Source organism: Actinomadura coerulea (assembly GCF_014208105.1).
Taxonomy (GTDB): Bacteria; Actinomycetota; Actinomycetes; order Streptosporangiales; family Streptosporangiaceae; genus Spirillospora; species Spirillospora coerulea.
This window is the reverse complement of the sequence record NZ_JACHMQ010000001.1, coordinates 4,651,396-4,674,515: the sequence shown is the minus strand read 5'-3', so window position 1 is coordinate 4,674,515 and position 23,120 is coordinate 4,651,396. Positions and strand designations below refer to the sequence as shown.

At 71.5% G+C, this 23,120-nt stretch carries 25 protein-coding genes; 17 read left to right on the top strand and 8 right to left on the bottom strand.

Annotation, left to right across the window (positions count from 1 at the left end; all coding sequences use genetic code 11):
• Positions 1-66: 66 nt before the first annotated feature.
• The 13 genes from BKA00_RS21455 (at position 67) to BKA00_RS21395 (ending at position 11,462) form a co-directional block, all read left to right on the top strand.
• Positions 67-1,239 carry an MraY family glycosyltransferase gene (locus BKA00_RS21455; RefSeq protein ID WP_185027645.1) on the top strand — a complete coding sequence of 391 codons (1,173 nt, stop codon included), beginning with the start codon at positions 67-69 and terminating at the stop codon, positions 1,237-1,239.
• A 227-nt stretch (positions 1,240-1,466) separates the two neighbouring features.
• Complete coding sequence (locus tag BKA00_RS21450) at positions 1,467-1,883, top strand: Cg1360 family ATP-synthase-associated protein (RefSeq protein ID WP_185027643.1); 417 nt, start codon at positions 1,467-1,469, stop codon at positions 1,881-1,883.
• 87 nt (positions 1,884-1,970) lie between these two features.
• Entirely contained in the window at positions 1,971-2,195 is a 225-nt protein-coding gene (locus tag BKA00_RS21445; RefSeq protein ID WP_185027641.1) for an AtpZ/AtpI family protein, read from the top strand.
• 61 nt (positions 2,196-2,256) lie between these two features.
• Entirely contained in the window at positions 2,257-3,048 is a 792-nt protein-coding gene (atpB, locus tag BKA00_RS21440) for a F0F1 ATP synthase subunit A (RefSeq protein ID WP_185027640.1), read from the top strand.
• 102 nt (positions 3,049-3,150) lie between these two features.
• On the top strand, positions 3,151-3,384 hold the full coding sequence (gene atpE / locus BKA00_RS21435) for an ATP synthase F0 subunit C (protein ID WP_089310093.1): 234 nt from the start codon (positions 3,151-3,153) through the stop codon (positions 3,382-3,384).
• A gap of 32 nt (positions 3,385-3,416) precedes the next feature.
• A complete protein-coding gene (locus BKA00_RS21430; protein WP_185027637.1) occupies positions 3,417-3,974 on the top strand; it encodes a F0F1 ATP synthase subunit B in 558 nt (185 codons plus the stop codon).
• The gene (locus tag BKA00_RS21425) at positions 3,971-4,792 is read left to right on the top strand and encodes a F0F1 ATP synthase subunit delta (protein ID WP_185027636.1); all 822 of its coding nucleotides are present in this window, start codon (positions 3,971-3,973) and stop codon (positions 4,790-4,792) included. Before BKA00_RS21430 ends, BKA00_RS21425 begins: the two co-directional genes overlap by 4 nt.
• 41 nt (positions 4,793-4,833) lie before the next feature.
• Positions 4,834-6,468, top strand: coding sequence for a F0F1 ATP synthase subunit alpha (atpA, locus tag BKA00_RS21420; protein WP_185027634.1), 1,635 nt, complete (start codon positions 4,834-4,836; stop codon positions 6,466-6,468).
• 5 nt (positions 6,469-6,473) lie between these two features.
• Complete coding sequence (locus BKA00_RS21415) at positions 6,474-7,370, top strand: F0F1 ATP synthase subunit gamma (protein WP_185027632.1); 897 nt, start codon at positions 6,474-6,476, stop codon at positions 7,368-7,370.
• 7 nt (positions 7,371-7,377) lie between these two features.
• Entirely contained in the window at positions 7,378-8,808 is a 1,431-nt protein-coding gene (gene atpD, locus BKA00_RS21410; protein ID WP_185027630.1) for a F0F1 ATP synthase subunit beta, read from the top strand.
• 78 nt (positions 8,809-8,886) lie between these two features.
• A complete protein-coding gene (locus BKA00_RS21405; protein WP_185027628.1) occupies positions 8,887-9,273 on the top strand; it encodes a F0F1 ATP synthase subunit epsilon in 387 nt (128 codons plus the stop codon).
• A gap of 22 nt (positions 9,274-9,295) precedes the next feature.
• Positions 9,296-9,760 (top strand): DUF2550 domain-containing protein, encoded by a 465-nt coding sequence (locus BKA00_RS21400; RefSeq protein WP_185027626.1) that lies wholly within the window; start codon positions 9,296-9,298, stop codon positions 9,758-9,760.
• Positions 9,761-9,920: 160 nt separating this feature from the next.
• Positions 9,921-11,462 (top strand): M28 family peptidase, encoded by a 1,542-nt coding sequence (locus BKA00_RS21395; RefSeq protein WP_185034569.1) that lies wholly within the window; start codon positions 9,921-9,923, stop codon positions 11,460-11,462.
• A 23-nt stretch (positions 11,463-11,485) separates the two neighbouring features.
• Here the strand turns inward: BKA00_RS21395 and BKA00_RS39120 are convergent, their stop codons facing one another.
• The 3 genes from BKA00_RS39120 to BKA00_RS21380 form a co-directional block, all read right to left on the bottom strand.
• Positions 11,486-12,052, bottom strand: a complete 567-nt coding sequence (locus BKA00_RS39120) for a DUF4913 domain-containing protein (RefSeq protein WP_185027624.1) — start codon at positions 12,050-12,052, stop codon at positions 11,486-11,488.
• 74 nt (positions 12,053-12,126) lie between these two features.
• On the bottom strand, positions 12,127-13,053 hold the full coding sequence (locus BKA00_RS21385) for a DUF4097 family beta strand repeat-containing protein (protein ID WP_185027622.1): 927 nt from the start codon (positions 13,051-13,053) through the stop codon (positions 12,127-12,129).
• A 119-nt stretch (positions 13,054-13,172) separates the two neighbouring features.
• Positions 13,173-13,787 carry a cob(I)yrinic acid a,c-diamide adenosyltransferase gene (locus BKA00_RS21380; RefSeq protein WP_185027620.1) on the bottom strand — a complete coding sequence of 205 codons (615 nt, stop codon included), beginning with the start codon at positions 13,785-13,787 and terminating at the stop codon, positions 13,173-13,175.
• 70 nt (positions 13,788-13,857) lie between these two features.
• On the opposite strand from BKA00_RS21380, the gene BKA00_RS40530 reads away from it, so the two are divergent.
• From BKA00_RS40530 to BKA00_RS21365, 3 genes are all read left to right on the top strand, one after another.
• Complete coding sequence (locus BKA00_RS40530) at positions 13,858-15,450, top strand: GMC family oxidoreductase (RefSeq protein ID WP_185027618.1); 1,593 nt, start codon at positions 13,858-13,860, stop codon at positions 15,448-15,450.
• 417 nt (positions 15,451-15,867) lie between these two features.
• Positions 15,868-16,947 carry a DUF6745 domain-containing protein gene (locus tag BKA00_RS21370; RefSeq protein WP_185027616.1) on the top strand — a complete coding sequence of 360 codons (1,080 nt, stop codon included), beginning with the start codon at positions 15,868-15,870 and terminating at the stop codon, positions 16,945-16,947.
• Between the two features lie 27 nt (positions 16,948-16,974).
• Positions 16,975-17,409, top strand: a complete 435-nt coding sequence (locus BKA00_RS21365; protein WP_230298644.1) for a hypothetical protein — start codon at positions 16,975-16,977, stop codon at positions 17,407-17,409.
• Between the two features lie 14 nt (positions 17,410-17,423).
• Here the strand turns inward: BKA00_RS21365 and BKA00_RS21360 are convergent, their stop codons facing one another.
• The 4 genes from BKA00_RS21360 to BKA00_RS21345 form a co-directional block, all read right to left on the bottom strand.
• Positions 17,424-17,903, bottom strand: coding sequence for a GNAT family N-acetyltransferase (locus BKA00_RS21360; protein WP_185027614.1), 480 nt, complete (start codon positions 17,901-17,903; stop codon positions 17,424-17,426).
• 53 nt (positions 17,904-17,956) lie between these two features.
• Entirely contained in the window at positions 17,957-19,456 is a 1,500-nt protein-coding gene (locus BKA00_RS21355) for an aldehyde dehydrogenase family protein (protein WP_185027613.1), read from the bottom strand.
• A 66-nt stretch (positions 19,457-19,522) separates the two neighbouring features.
• Positions 19,523-20,881: a carotenoid oxygenase family protein gene (locus BKA00_RS21350; protein WP_185027611.1), complete on the bottom strand. Its 1,359-nt coding sequence runs from the start codon at positions 20,879-20,881 to the stop codon at positions 19,523-19,525.
• A gap of 37 nt (positions 20,882-20,918) precedes the next feature.
• Complete coding sequence (locus tag BKA00_RS21345; RefSeq protein WP_185027609.1) at positions 20,919-21,536, bottom strand: hypothetical protein; 618 nt, start codon at positions 21,534-21,536, stop codon at positions 20,919-20,921.
• A gap of 95 nt (positions 21,537-21,631) precedes the next feature.
• Between BKA00_RS21345 and BKA00_RS21340 the strand changes: the two genes are divergently transcribed.
• Positions 21,632-22,189 (top strand): PadR family transcriptional regulator, encoded by a 558-nt coding sequence (locus BKA00_RS21340; protein ID WP_185027607.1) that lies wholly within the window; start codon positions 21,632-21,634, stop codon positions 22,187-22,189.
• 40 nt (positions 22,190-22,229) lie between these two features.
• Here BKA00_RS21340 and BKA00_RS21335 read toward each other — a convergent pair whose 3' ends face one another.
• Complete coding sequence (locus BKA00_RS21335; RefSeq protein ID WP_185027605.1) at positions 22,230-23,051, bottom strand: NAD(P)H-binding protein; 822 nt, start codon at positions 23,049-23,051, stop codon at positions 22,230-22,232.
• Between the last annotated feature and the right edge of the window lie 69 nt (positions 23,052-23,120).

Genomic DNA, 23,120 nt, shown 5'->3' with positions numbered 1-23,120 from the left:
CTAGGTGAACTCCGTCCCGGACGGGGCACGTAGGCATCGTTGATCGGCGAAAGGAGGCGCAGGGGAGTGCGGGAGTACCTGCTCACGATCCTGGTCGCCGCCCTCGTCGCCTACCTGCTGACCCCGTCGGTGCGCAGGTTCGCCGTGTGGTTCGGGGCGCAGGCCGTCCCGCGCGACCGCGACGTCCATGTGATCCCGACGCCCCGGCTGGGCGGCCTCGCGATGTTCGGCGGCATGGTGGCGGCGCTGGTGGTCGCGACCGGGCTGCCCGAGATGCGCAAGGTCCTCGGCGACGGCGGGATCAGCGTCAGCAAGGCGCTGCTGCTGTCGGGCGGGCTGATCGTGCTGATCGGCATCGCCGACGACCGCTGGGAGGTGGACGCGCTCACCAAGTTCGCCGGGCAGGTCGCGGCCGCCGGGATCTTCATCATGCAGGGCATCCAGGTCTACGTGATCCCGCTCCCCACCGGCGACTCGCTGTCGCTGCCGCCCGCCTACGGGGTCCCGCTCACCGTCCTGCTCGTCGTCGCCACGATCAACGCGGTCAACTTCATCGACGGGCTGGACGGCCTCGCCGCCGGCGTCGTCGGGATCGCCGCGCTGGCGCTGTTCTCCTACGCCTACCTGCTGTCGAAGGCGCACGGCCTCACCACGCTGTCCGCCGCGACCCTCACCGCCGCGGTGCTGTTCGGCATGTGCGCGGGCTTCCTGCCGCACAACTTCAGCCCGGCCAAGATCTTCATGGGCGACACCGGCTCGATGCTGATCGGGCTCCTGCTCAGCGCCTCCACGATCATGCTGACCGGGCAGTTCGACGCGGCCGTCCTCGCCAACGGGCTGTTCCCGTTCTTCGTCCCGGTGCTGCTCATCCCGGCGGTGGCGGCGGTGCCGTTCATGGACATGCTGCTCGCGGTGTGGCGGCGCACCAACCAGGGCCGCTCGCCGTTCGCCCCGGACAAGCAGCACCTGCACCACCGGCTGCTGGAGCTCGGCCACTCCACCCGCCGCGCCGTGCTGATCATGTACTTCTGGGTCGGGCTGCTGGCCTCCGGGCTGGTCGGCCTGGCGCTCTTCGACGCCGCCTGGGTCACCCTCGGCGTCACCCTGCTGGTGGCGGTCGCGGGCGTGCTGCTGATGCTCCGCATCCCGGGTCGCCGCAGGTCCGCCCGTGGGAAGGCCGCGGGCGCGGGCGCGGGCGCCGGCGACCAGCCCGCCGAGCGGCCCTCGATGCCCGTCTGACCTGCGCCGGGACGTCACCGGGCAGGGGCGGCGCCGGCCGTCGCGCGAGCCCGGAACGGGCGTGGGCACCGGGCGGGCTCGGCTACAGTCCTCGTGCGGGTGTTGCGCGCGGTAACTCCGCGCGCGCCGGATCGCATTACCTCTAGGGTAATTGTGGACATTCCGGACGCTTGTGATACCTTTCACGAACAAGAGACGACCACTGAACGTGACCAGCCGGAGCCCTCATGCATACCTCCGACGCCCGGATGCTCCGCGGCGCCGCGATCCCGACGTCCGTCGTCGGGGTGGGTGCCGTCGTGATCGGCCTGCTGACCGCCGGCGCCAAGGGCGCCCTCGCGGCGGCGCTGGCCTCCGTGGTGGTGATCGCCTTCTTCTCGGTGAGCGCGCTGGTGGTCTCCTGGGCCTCCCGGCTCTCGGCGCAGACGATGATGCTGGCCGCCCTCGCCAGCTATGCGGTGAAGATCCTCGCGGTGATGGTGCTGGTCACGGCCATCGACGGCGTGTCGGTCTTCGACACCCGGGTCTTCGGCTGGACGGTCATCGGGCTCGCGCTGCTGTGGATCGGGGCCGAGTTCCGGGTCGTCCTGCAGCGGAGGCCCTACATTGACGACCCCGAGAACGTGCTGGACCGGAGTCCGTGATGAAGCGCTCGCGGACGGTACCGGCCCCCATGACGGACTACTCCAATATGACCACCGCAGGCATGGCCTGCTATCGTCCGGAGCGCGATGAGCGAGCAGAAACGCCGGCCGGAGGACGGCCAGCGGGAATTCGCCGACGCCGCCTGGTCCGTGCCCAGCTACCTCCTTTCCGGGATGCTCATCTGGGGCGGTCTCGGGTGGCTGCTGTCCAAGTGGACGCACCAGACCTGGCTGGTCCCGATCGGCCTGGTCATCGGCGTCGTGCTCGCCGTCTACCTGGTCTACGTGAAGTTCGGTCGCCACTCCTCCTGAGCGGCCCCGCCGCCGAGGAAGCCTTCGTGAAACATCACCACATTGATGAAGGGAACGCCGCGTGAACGCGCTGACGGTCCTCGCCTCCGGCGGAGATGAGTTCCAGGCCCCCGGACCGGAGCTGTTCGACTTCCCGCCCCTGTTCGCCGGCGGCCCCGCGTGGCTCACCAAGCCGGTCGTCTTCGCGGTCGTCGGGTCGCTGGTGGTCTGCGTCTTCTTCTGGAGCGCCTTCGCCAAGCCGAAGCTCGTGCCGCGGGGCGTGCAGAACCTCGGCGAGGTCGGCTACATGTTCGTGCGGGACGAGATCGCCCGCCCGTTCCTCGGCAAGAACACCGACCGGTGGATGCCGATGCTGATGTCGATGTTCTTCCTGATCTGGATCTGGAACATCTTCGCGGTCGTTCCGATCATCCAGTTCCCGATCGCCTCGCACATCGCGTTCCCGATCGTCCTGGCGCTGTTCGTCTACATCGTCAAGATCTACCTCGGTCTGCGGCACCAGGGGATCCGGTACTTCACGAACATGATTCCCGGCGGCCTCCCGCTGCCCGTCTACTTCCTGCTGGTGCCGATCGAGTACCTCTCGACCTTCGTCCTGGCTCCGTTCACCCACGCGGTCCGGCTCTTCGCCAACATGTTCGCGGGCCACACGATCCTGGCGTTCTTCAGCCTCGTCGGCTTCTGGTTCCTGTTCGAGAAGCCCACGGTCGCCGGATTCGGCGTCGGCATCATCGGTGTGATCGTCACCATCGCCATGACGGCGCTGGAGCTGCTGATCCAGTTCCTGCAGGCGTTCCTGTTCACCATGCTCGCCGCCATGTACATCTCGAGCGGCCTGGAAGCGGACCACTAAGACCCGCGGGGCACGCGACGCCCCGGCTCCGCGGACCCCATCGACAACCTCGTAAGCCCAGACCGGCGGAGCTTCCGCCGGCCGACAGAAAAGGGAAAGAAAATGGGAGACCTCGCTGCCCTCAGCGGTAACGTCACCTCGATCGGTTACGGCCTCGCGGCGATCGGCCCGGGCATCGGCGTCGGCATCATCTTCGGCCAGGGCGTGAACGCCATCGCCCGCCAGCCCGAGCTGACCGGTGTCATCCGCACCAACATGCTGCTGGGCTTCGTCCTTACCGAGGCGCTCGCCCTGATCGGCCTGGTCGCGCCGTTCATCTTCCAGGGCATCAAGTAGTAGCCGTCCGAACCTGAGGAAGGGCTGCAGACATGATCACAGCAGCTTCCGTCCTGGCGGCGGAGGAGAACAACCCTCTCATTCCGCACCCGTTCGAGCTGGTCGTCGGCATCTTCTCGTTCCTGGTCGTGCTGATCGTCCTCGGCAAGATCCTCACGCCGCGCATCCAGAAGACTCTGGAGGAGCGGACCGAGGCGATCGAGGGCGGCCTCGTCCGGGCCGAGCAGGCGCAGAAGGAGGCCCAGCAGGTCCTCGAGCAGTACAAGGCCCAGCAGAAGGCGGCCGCGGTCGAGGCGTCGAACGAGCGGCGCAAGGCCGAGGAGCAGGGCGCGCAGATCATCGCCCAGGCCAAGGAGCAGGCCCAGGTCGAGGCGCGCCGCATCGTCGAGAACGCCAAGGCGCAGATCGAGGCCGAGCGGCAGCAGGCGCTGCAGTCGCTGCGCGCCGAGATCGGGGCCATGTCGGTCGATCTGGCCGGACGCGTCGTGGGCGAGTCCCTCGAGGACAGCGCGCGGCAGAGCCGGGTCGTCGACCGGTTCCTCGAGGAGCTCGAGGAACGCGCTCGCACCCAGGAGCAGATCACATCATGACCATCACGGGAGCGGTGAGCAGGGCGTCGCTGGCCGAGGCCAAGGAACGGCTGGAGGCCGTGATCCCCTCCGCCGACCTGGCGCGGCTCGGCGGCGACCTGTTCGCGGTGCTGGACCTGATCGACCGCGAGCACGGCGTGCGTCGGGCGGTCTCCGACCCGTCGCGCGACGGTGCCGAGAAGGCGCAGCTCGTCCAGATCCTGCTGGAGGGCAAGGTGTCGCCGGCCGCTCTCGGGCTGGTCGCCGACGTCGCACGGCTGCGCTGGTCCAAGCCGTCGGAGCTGTCGGACGCGCTGGAGATCCTCGCGGTCACCGCCGAGGCGGCCCGCGCCGAGGCCGGCGGCCGCATCGACGACCTGGAGGACGAGCTGTTCCGGTTCTCCCGGGTCGTCGAGGGGGAGCCGAAGCTGCGCGGTGCCCTGGCGAACCCGGCGCTGCCGGCCGACAACAAGCTCGGCCTGGTCAACGCGCTGGTGGACGGCAAGGTCACCGACGCGACGCTGGCGCTGCTCACCGAGCTCGTGCTGCGTCCGCGAGGACGTAGCCTGGAAACCGGGCTCGCCGACTACGGCAAGCTGGTCGCCCAGCGCAGGCAGCGGCTGGTCGCACTGGTCCGCTCGTCGGTGCCGTTGTCGGCGGCGCAGCGGACGCGGCTCGCCGCGGTGCTGGCCGCCGCCTACGGCCACGAAGTACACCTGAACATCGAGATCGACCCGACCGCGATCGGCGGCCTTTCGGTCCAGATCGGGGACGAGATCATCGACGGCACGATCGCCGGACGGCTGGACGACGTCCGCCGGCGGCTCGGCACCGGCTGACCCGCCGGCTAGCTGACCCCATAGGGAGCAAGAGAGGAATCATGGCGGAGCTGACGATCCGTCCGGACGAGATCCGGAACGCGCTGGAGCGCTTCGTCCAGTCGTACGAGCCCGAGGCCGCCGCGCGCGAAGAGGTCGGCACCGTCGTCGATTCCGGCGACGGTATCGCCCACGTCGAGGGCCTGCCCTCCGCGATGGCGAACGAACTCCTTGAGTTCGAGGACGGTACCCGTGGCCTGGCTCTGAACCTGGACGTGCGTGAGATCGGCGCCGTTGTCCTTGGCGACTTCAGCAAGATCGAAGAGGGCCAGAAGGTCCGCCGGACCGGCGAGGTCCTCTCGGTCCCCGTCGGCGACGGCTTCCTCGGCCGCGTCGTGGACGCGCTGGGCAACCCGCTGGACGGCAAGGGCCCGATCGAGACGACCGAGCGCCGCGCGCTCGAACTGCAGGCCCCCACGGTCGTGCAGCGGCAGTCGGTGGGCGAGCCGCTGCAGACCGGCATCAAGGCGATCGACGCCATGACGCCGATCGGCCGCGGCCAGCGGCAGCTGATCATCGGTGACCGGCAGACCGGCAAGACGACGGTCTGCGTGGACACGATCATCAACCAGAAGGAGAACTGGGAGTCCGGCGACGAGAAGAAGCAGGTCCGCTGCATCTACGTCGCGATCGGCCAGAAGGGCTCCACGATCGCCAACGTCCGCCGCTCCCTGGAGGAGGCCGGCGCGCTGGAGTACACCACGATCGTGGCGGCCCCCGCGTCCGACCCGGCGGGCTACAAGTACATCGCCCCCTACACCGGGTCCGCGATCGGGCAGCACTGGATGTACCAGGGCAAGCACGTCCTGGTCATCTTCGACGACCTGTCGAAGCAGGCCGAGGCCTACCGCGCGGTGTCGCTGCTGCTGCGCCGCCCGCCGGGCCGCGAGGCCTACCCCGGTGACGTGTTCTACCTGCACTCGCGTCTGCTGGAGCGCTGCGCGAAGCTGTCGGACGAGATGGGCGGCGGCTCGATGACGGGTCTGCCGATCATCGAGACCAAGGGCAGCGACGTGTCGGCCTACATCCCGACGAACGTCATCTCGATCACCGACGGGCAGTGCTTCCTGGAGACGGACCTGTTCAACCAGGGCGTCCGGCCGGCGATCAACGTCGGCATCTCGGTCTCCCGGGTCGGCGGCGACGCGCAGATCAAGGCGATGAAGACGGTCGCCGGCACGCTGCGCCTGGCGCTGTCGCAGTTCCGCGACCTGGAGGCGTTCGCCGCCTTCGCGTCCGACCTGGACGCCGCGTCGCGCGCGCAGCTGGAGCGCGGCGCCCGGCTGGTCGAGCTGCTGAAGCAGCCACAGGGCAGCCCGTTCCCGGTCGAGCAGGAGGTCGTGTCCGTGTGGGCGGGCACCTCCGGCGCGCTGGACGACGTCCCGGTGGGCGACATCCGCCGCTTCGAGCGGGAGTTCCTCGACTACGTCGAGCGCGAGGAGGGCGGCCTGCTGACCTCCATCCGCGAGACCGGCAAGCTGTCCGACGACGGCCTCACCAGCCTCAAGAACACCATCACGGAGTTCAAGAAGGGCTTCCAGACCAGCGAGGGCGAACTGCTCGCTGAGGAGCCCGTGGAGGCGATCGACGAAGAGGACGTCAAGCAGGAGACGATCACCCGCGTCAAGAAGGGCTGACGGCGATGGCCGCACAGCTTCGTCAACTCCGGCAGAAGATCAAGACGGTCAAGTCGACCGCCAAGATCACTCGTGCCCAGGAGATGATCGCCACGTCGCGGATCGTCAAGGCCCAGCAGGCGGTGGCGGCCTCCAAGCCGTACGCCGACCAGATCACGCAGGCCCTGACCGCGCTGGTGAGCCACAACGTCGGGATCGACCACCCGCTGCTGGAGGAGCAGCCGGCCGACAACCGCAGCGCCGTGCTGATCATCACGAGCGACCGCGGGTTCTGCGGCGCCTACAACGCCAACGTCATCCGCGAGGCGGAGTCGTTGATCAAGGCGCTGCGGGACGAGGGCCGCGAGCCGGTCCCCTACGTCGTCGGCAACAAGGGCATCACCTGGTACCGCTTCCGGGGCCGGGACGTCGCCGAGACCTGGAACGGGTTCAGCGACCGGCCCGACTTCGGCAACGCCGAGCAGATCGGGCGGCGGCTGGCCGAGGACTTCCTCAAGACCGACGCCGAGGGCGGGGTCGGGGAGATCCACGTGGTCTACACCGAGTTCGTCTCGATGCTGACCCAGGCCGTCCGGGTGACCCGGCTGATGCCGCTGGAGATCGAGGAGGCCGAGTCCTCCAAGGTCCCGCCGGCGTACGAGTTCGAGCCGTCCGCCCAGGCCGCGCTCGACCTGCTCCTGCCGAACTACATCGAGAGCCGCATCTTCCACATGCTGCTGCAGTCGGCGGCGTCCTTCCAGGCGTCGGTCCGGCGGGCCATGAAGTCGGCGACCGACAATGCCAACGAACTGGTCGGGGTCTACACGCGCCAGATGAACCAGGCGCGGCAGGCCGCGATCACCCAGGAAATCAGCGAGATCGTCGGTGGCGCTGACGCGCTCGCCGATTCTGGCGGGGAGTGAGAAGGGTATGACTGCTCAGGTAGAGACGGCGACCGCGACCGGGCGCGTCGCCCGTGTCATCGGGCCGGTCGTCGACGTGGAGTTCCCCGCCGACGCCATCCCGGACATCTACAACGCCCTCAACGCGCAGGTCACCCTGGGCGGCGAGGCGAAGACCCTGACGTTCGAGGTCGCCCAGCACCTCGGCGACAACATGGTCAGGGCGATCTCGATGCAGCCGACGGACGGCCTCGTCCGCGGCGCTCCGGTGACGGACTCGGGCCGGTCGATCGCGGTGCCGGTCGGCGACATCACCAAGGGCCACGTGTGGAACGCCCTCGGCGAGGCGCTGGACGTCCCGACCGCCTCGCTGGAGATCAACGAGCGCTGGGGCATCCACCGCGGCGCTCCGCCGTTCGACCAGCTGGAGTCCAGGACCGAGATGCTGGAGACCGGCATCAAGGTCATCGACCTGCTGTGCCCGTACGTCAAGGGCGGCAAGATCGGTCTGTTCGGCGGCGCGGGTGTGGGCAAGACCGTCCTCATCCAGGAGATGATCCGCCGCGTCGCCCGCAACTTCGGCGGCACCTCGGTGTTCGCCGGAGTGGGCGAGCGCACCCGTGAGGGCAACGACCTCTGGGTGGAGATGGACGAGGCGGACGTCCTCAAGGACACCGCGATGGTGTTCGGCCAGATGGACGAGCCGCCGGGCACCCGGCTGCGGGTGGCGCTGTCCGCGCTGACGATGGCGGAGTACTTCCGCGACGTGCAGAACCAGGACGTGCTGCTGTTCATCGACAACATCTTCCGGTTCACGCAGGCCGGTTCGGAGGTGTCCACGCTGCTCGGGCGCATGCCGTCCGCGGTGGGGTACCAGCCGACGCTGGCCGACGAGATGGGCGTGCTCCAGGAGCGGATCACCTCGACGCGCGGTAACTCGATCACCTCGATGCAGGCGATCTACGTTCCCGCCGACGACATCACCGACCCGGCGCCGCACACCACGTTCGCGCACCTGGACGCCACCACGACGCTGTCGCGGAGCATCTCCGAGAAGGGGATCTTCCCGGCGGTGGACCCGCTCGACTCCACCTCGCGGATCATGGACCCGCAGATCCTGGGGAACGAGCACTACGAGGTCGCCCAGGAAGTGATCCGGATCCTGCAGAAGTACAAGGAGCTGCAGGACATCATCGCGATCCTCGGCATCGACGAGCTCTCCGAGGAGGACAAGGTCACCGTCCAGCGGGCGCGGCGCATCGAGCGCTTCCTGTCGCACCCGATGTACGTGGCCGAGCAGTTCACCGGCCAGCCCGGTGAGACGGTGCCGAAGGACGAGACGATCTCCTCGTTCAAGGCGCTCGCGGAGGGCAAGTACGACCATCTCCCCGAGCAGGCGTTCTTCATGTGCGGCGGCATCGAGGATGTCGAGAAGAAGGCCAAGGAGCTGGAGAAGTAGTCCGCTCTGGCGGGCCGCGCCCGGGCCCCGCGCCCGGGCCGGCCCGCCGGATCCGCTCCAGTAGTCGGAGGGAAAGACGTGGCAACCCTGAAGGTCGGGCTGGTCTCGCCGGAGCGCGAGGTCTGGTCCGGCGAGGCCAAGATGGTGGTCGCGCAGACCATCGAGGGCTCGCTCGGCATCCTGCCGGGGCACGCCCCGGTGCTGGGCGTCCTCCTCGACGGCAGCGTGGTGAAGATCGAGCCCGCGGACGGCGGTGCGCCGGTCCTGGCGGCGGTCGGCAGCGGGTTCTTCTCCGTCGCCGCCAACGAGGTGTCGGTGCTGGCCGAGCAGGTCGAGCGGGCCGAGGAGATCGACGTCGACGAGGCCAAGCGGGCGCTGGACGAGGCCCTGACCGCCGAGGGCGAGGACGCGACGCCGGAGCGGCGCGCCCGGGCGCGGCTGCGCGCGGCGGGCGTCGAGGCCTAGGTTCGGGCGGACGGCGGGGGACTTGGGCGAGCACCTGGCACTGGACGTCGGCGGGGTGCTCGCCGCGCTCGTCCTCGCGGCGGCGCTGCTGTTCGTCTCCATGGCGGTGCGCCGCTGGCTGTTCACGCGCGGCGGCGGCACCGTGGAGTGCAGCCTGCGCGAACTGCCCGGGGAGGGCGGAGCCCCCGGAGCGTGGCGGCTCGGCATCGGCCGCTACAAGGGCGATGTCCTGCACTGGCACCGCGTGTTCGGCTTCCGCAGACGGCCCCGGCAGGTGATCCACCGCCGGGGCCTCGTCGTGTCCAACCGCCGTGCCCCGGACCGGGACGAGGCGGAGGGCCTGCTGCCGGACGTGAGCGTCATCGAGGTCAGGAACGGCGACCTGGCGGTGGAGCTGGCGATGGGCGCGGCGGCCCTGACCGGTTTCCTGGCGTGGCTGGAGGCGGCCCCGCCCGGCTTCCCGGTGGACCTGCACTCTCCCGAATGAGGGGCCCGGCGGGCCGCGATGAGGGCGGGCCGGGCATGAGCTGGTAAGACCCCGGTATCGAAACGGCCTTGCCGTGCCGCCGGTGCTTGAGGCGGGCGGGGCGCGGGGCGAGGATCGCGCTGGTCCGCTCCCTACTCCGTCCGCTGGAGTGCACGTGCGCATGCTCCTCACCGGCCGCAGGCACCCGGTCGCCCGCAGGCTCCTGATCGGCACGGCCGTGGCGCTGCCCGCCGTGTTCCTGCCCGCCGCCCTGCCGATGGCCGGGGCCGCGCCGGCGCGTCCGGACCTCGCGGCGCTGGTCACGTTGGGGGACATCAGGCCGCACCTGGCCGCGTTCCAGGAGATCGCCGACTACAACGGCGGCGACCGCGCGGCGGGAAGGGCCGGCTACGACGTGTCCGTGCGGTACGTCACCGGGCGGCTGAAGAAGTACGGGTTCTCGCCGAAGGTCCAGAAGTTCACCTATCCGTACTGGCGGGAGCGTTCACAGGCGGCGTTCGCGCGGACGGCGCCGTCGAAGGCGTCCTACAAGCGGGAGGCCGACTTCCTCACGCTCGCCTACTCGGGTTCGGGCGATGTGACGGCACCGGCGGCGGCGGTGGACGTCCCGTCCAGGGGCGAGGGGACGAGCGGCTGCGAGGCCGGAGACTTCAAGGGCTTCAAGAAGGGCTCGATCGCGCTCGTCCAGCGGGGGACCTGCACGTTCGCGGCCAAGGTCGCCAGGGCGCGGGCGGCCGGCGCGTCGGCCGTGGTGATCTTCAACAGGCCGGGGGAGAGGGGGCCGGTGAACGGGACGCTGTCCCGGCCGGCCGCGGTCCCGGTCGTCGGGCCGACGCGCGCGGTGGGCGCCGCGCTGGTGAAGGCCGCGCGGAAGGGCGGCCTGAAGCTGCGGGTCAGGACCGACACCGTGCACGGGAAGCGGACGTCGGCCAACGTCATCGCCGACACCCGGCAGGGGCGGGCCGACAACGTCGTCGTCGCCGGCGCGCATCTGGACAGCGTCCCGGCGGGCCCGGGGATCAACGACAACGGCACCGGCGCCGCCGCCCTCCTCGCCGTCGCCGCGAAGATCGGGCGGCTCGGCAGGGACGGCCTGCGCAACCGGGTGCGTTTCGCCTGGTGGGGGGCCGAGGAGGAGGGCCTGCAGGGGTCGGAGCAGTACCTGCGGTCGCTTCCCGCCTCCGAGCGGGAGAAGATCGCGCTGAACCTGAACTTCGACATGCTCGGTTCGCCGAACGGCACCCGTGGTGTCTACGACGGCGACCACTCCACCGGCACGGGGACGCGGGCGCCCGCCGGGTCGGGGGCGATCGAGCGGATGTTCCGGCAGTACTTCAGGAGCCGCCGCCTGCCGGTCACCGAGAGCCAGTTCAACGGGCGCTCGGACTACGGGCCGTTCATCGAGCGGGGGATCCCGGCGGGCGGGATGGACACCGGCGCCGAGGGCGTGAAGACCGCGGCCGAGGCCAAGGCGTTCGGCGGCCGTGCGGGCAAGGCGTACGACCCGTGCTACCACGCCAGATGCGACCGCCTGAAGAACGTCAACCTCAAGATGCTCGACGGCAACGCCGACGGCGTCGCGCACGTCCTGCAGCACCTGGCCCGGACGACGGTCGCGGTGAACGGCGGCGCCCGCTTCGGCCCGGCGGCGCTGGACCCGTCCTACGCCCCGCTGTGGCAGGGCCCGTACCTGCTGCGTTGACGGCGAGCGGGTTCGGCCGGGTGTCACATCGAAGGGAATCCGAAGTCTTCGACCGGGGTGGTGGGGCCCGCGTCGTGGACGGGCCGTTCAGGGTCGGTCATGCACCCTGAGAAGGGGCCGTCGGGGGCGCGGAGGCGGGCGAGCGTGGGGTCGAGATGGTCGCGGTGCCAGATGCTCGGGCCGGTGTGCCCGCACGCCGGTGAGTCGGTGAGCCCTTGCCAGGCCATCCAGAGGGCGTGGAGGCGGGCGAGTGCCTCGGGATGCTCCCACCAGCGCGAGCACCACGGCCGCTGCCGGCTCACCCCGTTGACGTAGACGGGGACCAGGAGAACGTTGACCCACGTGGCCATCGTCTCGAGTTCGAGGGTGTGCTCCGGGCCGTCCAGATACAGGAGGAAGGTCGGCACGACCGTGCCCTCCTCCTCCGGCAGGCCGGCGGGTTCCCCGGCGTCGATCGAGGAGAACGAGCCGAGCCGGTCGTGCAGCCCCTTGATGACCTCCGCGTGCCTGGCGAGACCATGACCGTGGATCTCGACGACCGCGCGCAGGTCGGCGAGGTCCTCGGCGAGGCCGTCGGGTGAGTCGGTCATGATGAGGGACCGTCCGGAGACCTCGGGCCGAGTCAAGTTCGGCGTGACCGTTAGTCCGGTATGCCGGTGATTGCCTAGTTTGGCGCGACCGTGATGGCGCCGTCGCCGGCGCGCAGGTCGATGTGCCGCGCGGACCGCGAGTCCTGGCGGACGGCCGGGTCGATCCGCTTGCCCCCTCCGGCGGACATGGCGACGGCGTAGCCCTCCCCGCCCGGCAGGCGCAGCCGGATCGGGCCGCTGCCCGCGACGGCCCGGACGTTCGCGGGCGGCGAGTCCAGCCGCATCGTGATGGCGCCGTCGTCGGTCCGGGCCGTGATCCGGTCGGCGGCGAGCCCGTCCAGGGTGATCGAGCCGCTGCCGGTGCCGAGGTCGGCGGCGCCGACGCGCCCGCTCACCTCGACGTTGCCGTCGGACGCGCGCGCCTTCAGCCGGTCGGCGGTGAGGCCCGCGGCCGTGACGGCGCCGCTGCCGCTGCGCAGGTCGGCGGTGGCGGCGCGGCCCGTCGCGCGCACCGACCCGTCGTCGGCGCTGATCGACACCGTCGCGCCCCGCAGGTCCGTCGCCCTGACGGCGCCGCTGCCGCTGCGCAGCCGCACCGTCCCGGCGAGGCCGGACACCTCGATCGTCCCGTCCCGGCTGTCGACCTGCACGGGCGTGCTACGCGGTACCTGGACGCGGTAGGAGACCCCGCACGCCGAGAACCCCATCACGTTCCTGCCGCACGAGGACGACAGGGCCAGCGTGGAGCCCTCGGAGACGTGCCGCGCCTTCGGCTTGTTCTTGCCGTTGGACCAGCGCAGCCGCTCGGTGATCCTGATGCCGGGGGAGTCGGACGCGGTGACCTCGACCCGGTGCCCGTCCGTCCTGATCTTGAGGCCGGCGGTGCCCGCGGGCGCGGAGTAGGAGCGCTCCTGCTGGTGCCGGCCGACGCTCACGTTGCCGCAGCCGGTCAGCGCCGCCGCGGCCAGCGCGGCGGCGGCCGTGGCTGTCAGAGTCCTCACGTGGTCTCTCCCCGTCGTCGGCGTGCGGCCCGTACAGGTCAAGCCTGCTCTAGGCGCGGCGGCACCCGCCAGGAGGGAAGCCGGTCAACCGGGGGTGGGGCTAGCCCCACCCCGGCGGCTCAGCGCTCGCCGCCGGGCTTCCACAGGACGTCGCCGTGCTCGGCGTTGGCGACGCGGCAGAGGATGAACAGCAGGTCCGACAGCCGGTTGAGGTACGTGGCCGTCAGCGGGTTCACGCCGCCCTCGGGCGTGGCGCCGGCGTCGCCGTGGGCCTCGATCGCGGCCCAGGCGGACCGCTCGGCCCGCCGGGTCACCGTCCGGGCGACGTGCAGGAGCGCGGCGCCGGGCGTCCCGCCGGGGAGGATGAAGCTACGCAGCGTCGGAAGGTCGGCGTTGTACTCGTCGCAGGCCTCCTCCAGGCGCTCGACATAGGCCGGCTCGACGCGCAGCGGCGGGTACTGCGGGTCGGGGACCACGGGCGCGCACAGGTCGGCGCCCACGTCGAACAGGTCGTTCTGGATGCGCGTCAGCAGCGCGGCCGGCGCCTCGGGCAGGGACCCGAGCGCGAGCGCCACGCCGATCGCGGCGTTGGCCTCCTCGACGTCGGCGTACGCGGCGAGGCGCGGATCGGTCTTGGACGTGCGGGAGGCGTCGCCCAGCGCGGTGGTGCCGTCGTCTCCCGTACGGGTGTAGATCCGGGAGAGCACAACGGGATTGTCCCTGTTCTTCGCCATGGGGGCAGCCTAGCCCTGCCGCTGGCAGAAGCCCGTTCGGTAGGGTTTCGGAAAGACCCCGGAGGGCGCCGTGTACGACTACATCATCGTGGGAGCGGGCAGCGCGGGCTGCGTCCTTGCCGCACGACTGACCGAGGACCCCTCCGTGAAGGTCCTGCTGCTGGAGGCGGGCCCGCCCGACGACGCCCCCGAGATCCACATCCCGGCCGCCGTGGCCGCGCTGATCAAGGGCCCGTACGACTGGGACTACGCGACCGTCCCGCAGGAGCACGCGGCCGGGCGCAGCGTGTACTGGCCGCGCGGGCGCACGCTCGGCGGCAGCTCGTCCACCAACGCGATGATCTACATCCGCGGGGCCCGGTACGACTACGACACCTGGCGCGACTCCTACGGCTGCGACGGCTGGGGCTACGAGGACCTGCTGCCCTACTTCGTCCGCGCCGAGGACCAGCAGCGCGGCGAGCTGCCCTACCACGGCGTCGGCGGCCCGCTCCGCGTCGAGGACCTGCGCTACCGGCACCCCCTGACCCGCGCGTGGGTGCAGTCGGCCAAGTCGTACGGCCTCGCCGCCAACCACGACTTCAACGGCGCCGACCAGGACGGCGTCGGCTTCTACCAGGTCACCCACAAGCGCGGGCGCCGCTGGTCGACCGCCGCCGGGTACCTGCACCCGATCGAACACCGCCCGAACCTGACGGTCGTCACCGACGCCCTCGCCACCCGCGTGGTGATCGAGGACGGCCGCGCCGTCGGCGTCCACTACGAGGCGCGCGGTGAGACGATGTCGGCCCGCGCCGAGGCCGAGGTGATCCTGTCGGGCGGCGCGGTGAACAGCCCGCAGCTCCTCATGCTCTCGGGCGTCGGCCCCGCCGACCACCTGCGCTCGCTCGGCATCGACGTCCTGGTCGACTCCCCGGTGGGGCGGCGCCTCCAGGACCACCCGTTCGTGAACGTCATGTTCGCGACGCCCCGCACCAAGCCCCTGTGGGAACTGGCGAACGCCCGATCCTTCGCCCTCTACCAGGCCCTGGCGCGCGGCCCCTACGCCTCGAACGTCGCCGAGGCCGGAGGGTTCGCCCGCACGGTGGAGGGCCTGCCCGCCCCCGACCTGCAGTACCACGTGCTGCCGACCCCGTTCGTCGACCAGGGCCTCACCGACTCCTCCGAGCGCCTGCTGTCGGTCATGGTCACCGCTGTGGCGATCGCGAGCCGCGGCGCGCTGACGCTCCGCTCCGCCAGCCCCCACGCCAAGCCGCTGATCGATCCCGCCTACCTCGCCGAGAAGGCCGACCTGGACATCCTGGTCGCCGGCGTCCGGCAGGCCCGCGAGATCGCCTCCACCGGACCGCTGGCGTCCCTGGTCGGCGGCGAGTGGGCGCCCGGCGAGCAGGTCGACTCCGACGAGGCCATCGCCGACTTCGTCCGCCGCGAGGCCGCGACGCTGTTCCACCCCACGAGCACCTGCGCGATGGGCGCGGACGACTCCGTCTGCGACACCGAACTGCGCGTCCGCGGCGTCGAGGGCCTGCGCGTGGTGGACGCCTCGGTCATGCCGGCCGTTCCGCGGGGCAACACCAACGCCCCGACCATCGCGATCGCCGAACGCGCCGCCGACCTGATCCGGGGCCGCGCCCCCCTCGCGCCCGCGGGCGCCCCGAAATGAGGAACGCCCCCGTCGGAGACGACGGGGGCGTGGCCGCTGGGACGCAGGCTGCGGGGCTCACCGCTTGAGCGCCTTCACGATACGGGCGCGCCGGCTGTTCTTTCCCTCCGCCCGCAGCACTCGTACGCGGTCCTCGATGACGACCTTCATGAACTCCTGGCTGAACATCAGCTTCTCCTTGTTCCCGCCGGGCCCTCTTGGCCCGACATGTACAAGGTTCGTCCTAAGGCCCCACCCTGAGCATCGGGACGACGCCTTATCTAGGCATGCCTAGGACGCCTTAGACCCGGCCGTCCCGCCGGCAGGACCGCGTAGGACGCTCAGACGCGTCCGGGCGGCCCGGGTATGGACAGGCGGGGCGCGATGTGTCACCATCCTCCGCATGATCAATGAAAGGGGCGCTGCCGCCCTCGTCCGGTGAGCGGCGACGCGCAGCGGGAAGCTGCCGCCGTCCTCGCGGAGTGGTTCGGGCATCTGCTCTCCACCGCGCCCGCCGACCGTCCGGCCGCCGAGGCGGCCATATCCGAGCTGTACCGGCTGATCGGTCTCGATCCGCCCCGCTTCCACTGGGTGCCGTCGCCGCTGGCGGCCCTGGAGACCGTCCCGCCCGGTGTCCGGCCGCGTCCGGCCGAGAGCGCGGACCGCCTGTCCGAATGGCCCCTGCCGACGCTCTTCCGCAGGCTGATCATCAATCTGTTCGTCGACCTGGACAACCGGGTCATGCGGCGCTCGCGGGTGCTGGACCCGATGATCCGGCAGCTGGTCCGGACGCCGGTCGCGGACTCCGCGCGAGGCACACTGCGGATGGCGGTCCGGACGGAGCACGAGAGGTTCGAGAAGGGTTCCGCCTGGTACGCGGCGCTGTGCCCGTCCTGGAGCGCCCACTACGACGCGGTCCGCCGGACGTCCGGCGTGGTCTACACGGCCGAGCAGGAGCGTCTGCTCGACCTGTGGGCGACGCCGGCGCGGTCGTGCGGCTGGTGGTGGCCGCGTGAGGACGTCTGCGTCGTGTCCGAACGGCCCGTCGAGATCCACACGGAGGTCTGGGGCGACTCGGGCGAGGTGCGCCTGCACCGCTCGGACGGTCCCGCGCTCCGGTACGCCGACGGCTGGGACGCCCACGCCTGGCACGGCACGAGGGTGCCGGCCTGGGTGGTGCAGGATCCGAGCGTCGAGCGGATCGCGCGGGAGGCCAACGTCGAGGTCCGGCGGTGCGCGGTCGAGAACATCGGCTGGGGCGACTACATCGACCGGGCCGGGCTGCGGCTCGTGGCCACCGCGCCGGACCCCGGCAACCCGGGCTCCGAGCTGCGGCTCTACGACCTGCGGGAGCAGACCAGGGTGCTGCTCGCCGTCAACGGATCCGTCGAGCGCGACGGGACGCGCCGCCGGTACGGGCTGGCCGTCCCGGGCGCCTTCGACGACCCGGTCGCCGCCGCCGGGTGGACCTACGGGCTGTCCGCCGACCAGTACGCACGACTCGTCCGCCGAACCTGAAAGGTGATCTCTTTGATCTTCGAAAGCGTGACTCTCGATTCCCTCTCCCAGCGGACCGGGCTCGCCGTCCTCGACCATCTCGACCGGTCGGTGAGCATTCCCGTCGTCGACGGGATCCAGGCGCAGGGCGATCTGATCGTCGTCCCCCTGTCCGAGGCCTCCGGCCTGTCGGCCTGGCCCAACGCCACGTGGACGGAGGTGCCGCCCGAGGGCGTCGAGCTGCTGCGGGGCGTGGCGGGCGGCAACCCGCACACGCTGGTCGCCGTCCCCGGTACCTGCCGCTGGACGACGCACGTGTCGGAGCCCGGCGGCCTGGCCATCGGCGTCTTCGAGGCGTCCGCGCCCGTCTACCTGCTGCACCCCGAGCACGGCGCCTCCGGCTGCGCGCCGGGCCGCTACGCCGTCCGCCGCCAGCGCGAGTACGTCTCCGGCGGCTGGGGCTCCCGCCTCGTGGCCGACTGAGCCGCGCCTCTGGGTCAGGCGGTCTCGATGAAGCCCAGGCGGTCGTAGAGGCGGCGGGCGCGGCGGTTGCGGCGGGTCACGGCCAGGGTGAGGACGTCGTGGCCCTGCGCGGCGAGGGCGTGCATGACGGCCTGGACGAGGCCCTGGCCCAGACCGCGGCCCGCGTGGGACGGGGCGGTGAAGAGGAACGCGAGGAGGGGGATGTCCCGGTAGAGGGTGACGAGGGCTCCTCCCACCGGACGGCCGTCATGGTCGGCCACGAAGGACGCGTCCGGGAGGAACGTGCCGTACTCGCCGGCCATGGTGAGGTGGATCTCGCGGACGCCGCCCTGGACGTCCCTCACGTCGGCCTCGTCGGGGGTGCCGCGGTAGGCGTCCCACATCAGGGCGGCGAGGGCCGGGACGTCGGCGACGGTGAACGGCCGGAAACCGGGCGGGGGCGGGGGCGGCGCGCTCAGGGTCACCTGGAGGCGGCTCCGCACGGGGGCGTTCATGGTGTCGAGTCTAGGCGGCGCCCCCGCCGCGGACCGGCGGGGGCGTTCCCGGGTCAGCGCTTGTAGCGGCGGCCGTGGATCATGTTGATCATGCCGAGGACGCGCGCCATCTCCTTCTCGGTGCGGGCGAACGTGGTGAGGTTCATGGTCGCGAACCGCTGGCGGGTGATGGCCTTCGGGCGGGCGAACTCGCGCAGGCCGTCCGCGCCGTGGATGCGGCCGAAGCCGGACTCGCCGACGCCGCCGAACGGCAGGGCCGCGACCTGGGCGAAGGCGGCGAACGCGTTGATGGAGGTCATGCCCGACCGCATCCGGCGGGCGGCGTCCATCGCACGGGCCCTGTCGCCGGAGAAGATCGTCCCGGCGAGGCCGTAGCTGGTCCTGTTCGCCTTCTCGACCGCCTCGTCCATGTCCTTCACGCGGTGGACGGTGATCGTGGGGCCGAACGTCTCCTCGCACACGGCCGAGGAGTCGTCCGGGACGTCCGTCAGCACGACCGGTTCGACGTAGGGCTTGCGGACGGACTCGGCGCCGCCGACGACCGCCTTGCCGCCCTTGTCCAGCGCGTCCTTGATGTGGCGCTCGATGATGTCGAGCTGCGAGGGCATCGTGATGGGGCCGTAGGCGGCCTCGCGGTCGAAGCCGGGACGCAGGTCGCGGGCCTTCTCGGTCAGCCTGCCGAGGAACCGGTCGTAGGCCTCGTCCACCACGTAGATCCGCTCGACGCCGATGCAGGTCTGGCCCGCGTTCGACATGGCGCCCCACAGCGCGGCGTCGGCGGCGGCGTCGAGGTCGGCGCCGGCGTCGACGATGCAGGCGTCCTTGCCGCCGCACTCGGCGACCATCGGCGTCAGGTTCTCGGCGCAGGCCGCCATGACGCGCTTGGCGGTGCGGGCCGAGCCGGTGAAGGCGATCTTGTCGACGTGCGGGGACGAGGCGATCGCCGCGCCCGTCCCGCCGAGCCCGGTGACGGTCTGCAGGACGGGGTGCTCGGGGATCACCGCGGCGAACAGCTCGGCGAGCAGGACGCCGACGCCCGGGGTGTACTCGGACGGCTTGAACACCACGGCGTTGCCGGCGGCGAGCGCGTAGGCGATCGAGCCCATCGGGGTGAAGATCGGGTAGTTCCACGGCCCGATGACCCCGACGACGCCGAGCGGCTGGTACTCCAGCACGCAGCGCTGGTTGATCGCCATGAGCCCGGGGTAGACGTTGCGCGGCCCGAGGATCTTCTGCGCGTTGCGCGCCGCCCAGTCCAGGTGGGTGATCGCCATGATCGTCTCAAGCTGGGCGTCCTGGACGGGCTTGCCGGTCTCCTGATGGATGAGCTCGGCCATCCGGTTCAGGTTGCGGGTGAGCGAGCCCTTGACGTTCAGCAGCCGGAGCCGGCGCTCCTTCCAGCCGAGGGCGCGCCACCAGGCGGCCGCCTCGCGGGCGCGCTCGACCGCCGCGGCCACGGCGGCGCCGTCCTGGACGGGGTGCTCGGCGACGACCTCGCCGGTGGCCGGGTTCAGCGACGCGAACGTCTCGGTGTTCTCCGTGGCCACGGACATGGGGAACCTCCCGGAAGGGGCCTGGTAAGTGACCGCTTGCAGAGCGGTACCGGCTAGTAAACCACCCTATGTGCCGGGCCGGGAGTCGGGGATCCAGCTTCCGTGGAAACCGGCCGGGACGCGGCGCGGCAGCCGGACGCTCGCGGCGGGCGACAGGTCCGCCGCGTCCAGCACCAGCAGCTCGGACGCCGCGCCGCGGGTCACGACCGACAGCAGCCAGCCCTCGTCCTCCGCGCGGGCGCCCGCCGCCGGGACGAAGACCGCCTCGCCGACGTGCGCGTCCTCGCCGAGCCCGTGCGCGGACGTCCCCCTCCCGCGCAGGTCGTACTTGACGATCGACTCGCCGCCGACCGTGTAGAGGTAGCGGTGCTCCCTGCCGGTGCGGGTGTCGTCGTGCGTGGGGAACTCGACGCCGCGGTCGTCGAGCGGCTCCTCGGCCGCGCGGCGGGTCGCGGGGTCGAGGACCCAGCGGTGCAGGTGGGCGTTCTGCGAGCGCGCCGCCCCGGTGGCGGGGTCGACGGTTCCGCCGATGTCCTCCCAGAGGGTGACGAAGTTCTCGGGACGGTAGCGGGCGCCGTCCACCACGATCCGTCCGGCGGCGTCCTCGTGGGCGTTGCCGACGTGGAAGACGTAGCAGGGGTCGATGTCGTACCAGGTGACCCCGCCCGCGCCGTCCCGGCGCATCACGCCGAGCCGGGCGCCGTAGGTGTCGTCCCAGACGTACGGCATGCCGGTCGATCCGGACATCGCCAGGTCGACGTCGAACACCACCGGCAGGTCGAGCCAGACGACGTGGTTCTCGGTGATCGCGAAGTCGTGCATCATCGTCGGGCCCGCCACCTCGACCTCGCGGCTCTCGGCCAGCGTCCCGTCAGGCGCCAGCCGGTGGTAGGTGAGGTGGGGCTCGAAGGCCCCGTACCCGAAGAACAGCAGGTCGCCGGTGACCGGGTCCTCCTTCGGGTGCGCGGTCATGGCGGTGGTGAGGCGCCCGCCGAAGTCGCAGGCGCCGACGGTCTCCAGCTCGGGCGTCACCTCGTAGGGGAACCCGGCCTCCACCAGCGCCCAGATCTTGCCCGCGTACGGGACGACGTGGGTGTTGGCCTGCACCGAGCGGCGGTCGAAGGTGAGGTCGTCGCGGACGAACGGCGTCCCGTTCAGGTAGGCGTCGGTCCGCACCCACCGGTTGCGGTACCACTCGGCGCGGCCGTCCCGCAGCCGGATGCCGTGGATCATCCCGTGTCCGGTGAACCAGTGCCCGCTCGGCTCGCCGGGCTTCGGGTTCGGCCCGTTGCGCAGGTAGCGGCCGGTCAGTTCGGGGGGCAGCGCGCCGGTGACCTCGAGGTCGCGGGCGTCGGTCTCGTCGGGGACGGGGGCCAGGTGACCGTCCAGCCAGGTGGCGGGGCGCTCGGTGATGTTCTCGCCCATCTCGGTGCTCCTTTCCGGGCCGCTCCTCGGCGAGGGGTCAGCGGGAGGACGGCTCGGGCTGCGACGTGGCGGGCGCCTCCGCCCACGGTAGCCCGAGCCGGGTGAGGTGGCGCCTGCGCGCGGCCTCGGGGTACCGCGCGGTGAAGACGGCCGGGACCGTGAAGCCGGCGACCTTGACGGCGACCAGCAGCGCCGTCGCGTCCGGTGTCCAGTGCTGGACGCAGGCGAGGGCGGCCGCCAGCACGGTGAAGCTCGCCGCCCACACGGCGGTGAGCACGCGGTTGATGCCGCGGAACACGTCCGTCGCGGCGATCTCCGCGGTGACCTGGCGGCGCGCGATGCCCGCGGTGAAGGGGCGTCCGAGCAGCAGTGTCGCCCAGGCGGTGAGCGCGAGCCACCCGATCGCGAGCGAGGCGCCGTAGTCCAGCACCGGCGAGGCGGGGACGGCGAACGCGAGCGCGGTGAGGGCGGCCATGAACACCGAGGTGGAGATCTCCAGGATCAGCGAGTCGGCCCGGTGGCCCCGGCGCAGGTCCTGGCCGAGCAGGGCCAGCGCGGCGACGAGGCCGGCGGCGGCGCCGGCCCGGTCGTCGAGGCCGCTGACGACCGCGAGCAGGATCCAGGGGAGGAAGGTCCGGGCGTAGTACTTCGGCATGGCCGGCGCTCCTGGCTTTACGTTCCAACTTTGACATGTCGAAGATAGACATTCCGGTTTCGACATGTCAACTGTGAAGGGTTAGGGTGCGGGGCATGAGTTTGCGACATGCGGTGCTCGGGCTCATCGCCGAGATGGACGGCGCCAGCGGCTACGACCTGCTGAAGATGTTCGAGATCTCGCTGGGCAACGTCTGGCCGGCCCGGCAGAGCCAGCTCTACGGCGAGCTGGGCAAGCTCGCCGACGCCGGGCTGATCGAGGTCGCCGAGGAGGGGCCGCGCGGCCGCAGGGCGTACCGGATCACCGAGTCCGGCCGCGCCGAGCTGCGCCATTGGCTGGTGGACGTCCCCTCGAAGGGGAGCCGCAAGGACGAGTCGCTGCTGCGGGTGTTCTTCCTCGGCATGGTGGGGCCGGAGGAGGCGCAGCGCTACATGCGCGGGCACGCGGCGGGGCTCGGGGAGTACCTCGACGAGCTGACCGCCCTGGACGAGAACGTCGACTGGGGCGAGGACGACCTGTCCGTCTACGGGCGGCTGGTCATCGAGTACGGCAAGCGGTTCGCGGCGATGCGCCGCGACTGGTTCGAGTGGGCCGCCCGCGAGATCGAGTCGCTCGGCGAGCGCGGCGCCGAGCGCGGCGCCGAGCGCGCGTAGGGCCGCGAGCCCTGCGGCTCGCGGCCCGGCGTGGGGTCGGTCAGCGGAAGTCGTGGGCGTGGTCGGCGGCCCACTCCTTGAACGTCCGGCCGGGGCGGCCGGTGATCCGCTCGACCTCCCCGGACGGCTCCATCGGACGGTCGACGGCGCGGGCGCGCAGCCGGAGCAGGACGTCCACCAGCCCCTCGCGCATGTAGGGCCGGGTGAGCATCTCCTCCCGCGCCTGCTCGGGAGCGATCTCCTCGAACCGCGCCGGCCGGCCGGTGGCCTCCCCGATCAGCCCCACCATCTCCGGATGGGTGAGCGGTTCGGGGCCGGACAGCACCGGCTTGGCGCCGACCAGGTCATCGGTGAGCAGGGCCTTCGCTGCGACGGCCGCGATGTCGCGCTCGTGGATCGGCGTGCTGCGCGCCGCCCCGTACGGCTCGCGGACGGGCTCGCCGGCGCGGATCGCCTCGCGCCACGCCAGCGCGTTGGAGGAGAACTCGCCGGGGCGCGTGAACGTCCACTCCATCCCGGTGGCCTCGATCGCCCGCTCGATGCCGAGGTGGTGCGCCGCCAGATGGTTGGACGGGTCGTCGTCCAGCGCGGCGGCGGACGAGAGCATGACGACGCGCCGGACGCCGTGCTCGACCGCGCGGGCGAGCAGGTCGCCGAGGCCGTTCCAGAACACGGCCGGGTTGAGGAAGAGCGACGTGACGCCGTCCAGCGGCATCTCGTCGGTGCGGGCGACCTGCGCCTCACTGGGCAGGTTCGCGGTGGCCGGGTCCCGGGACAGCGCGCGGACGGCGGCGCCCGCGGTGAGCAGTTCGCCGACGAGATGGCGCCCGACGTTGCCGGTCGCTCCGGTTACGAGAATCATGCGGCCAGCTTCAACCAAACGGATGAAGTTGTCAAACAGCCGGATGGTTGAACTTCTTATAAGCCCGGC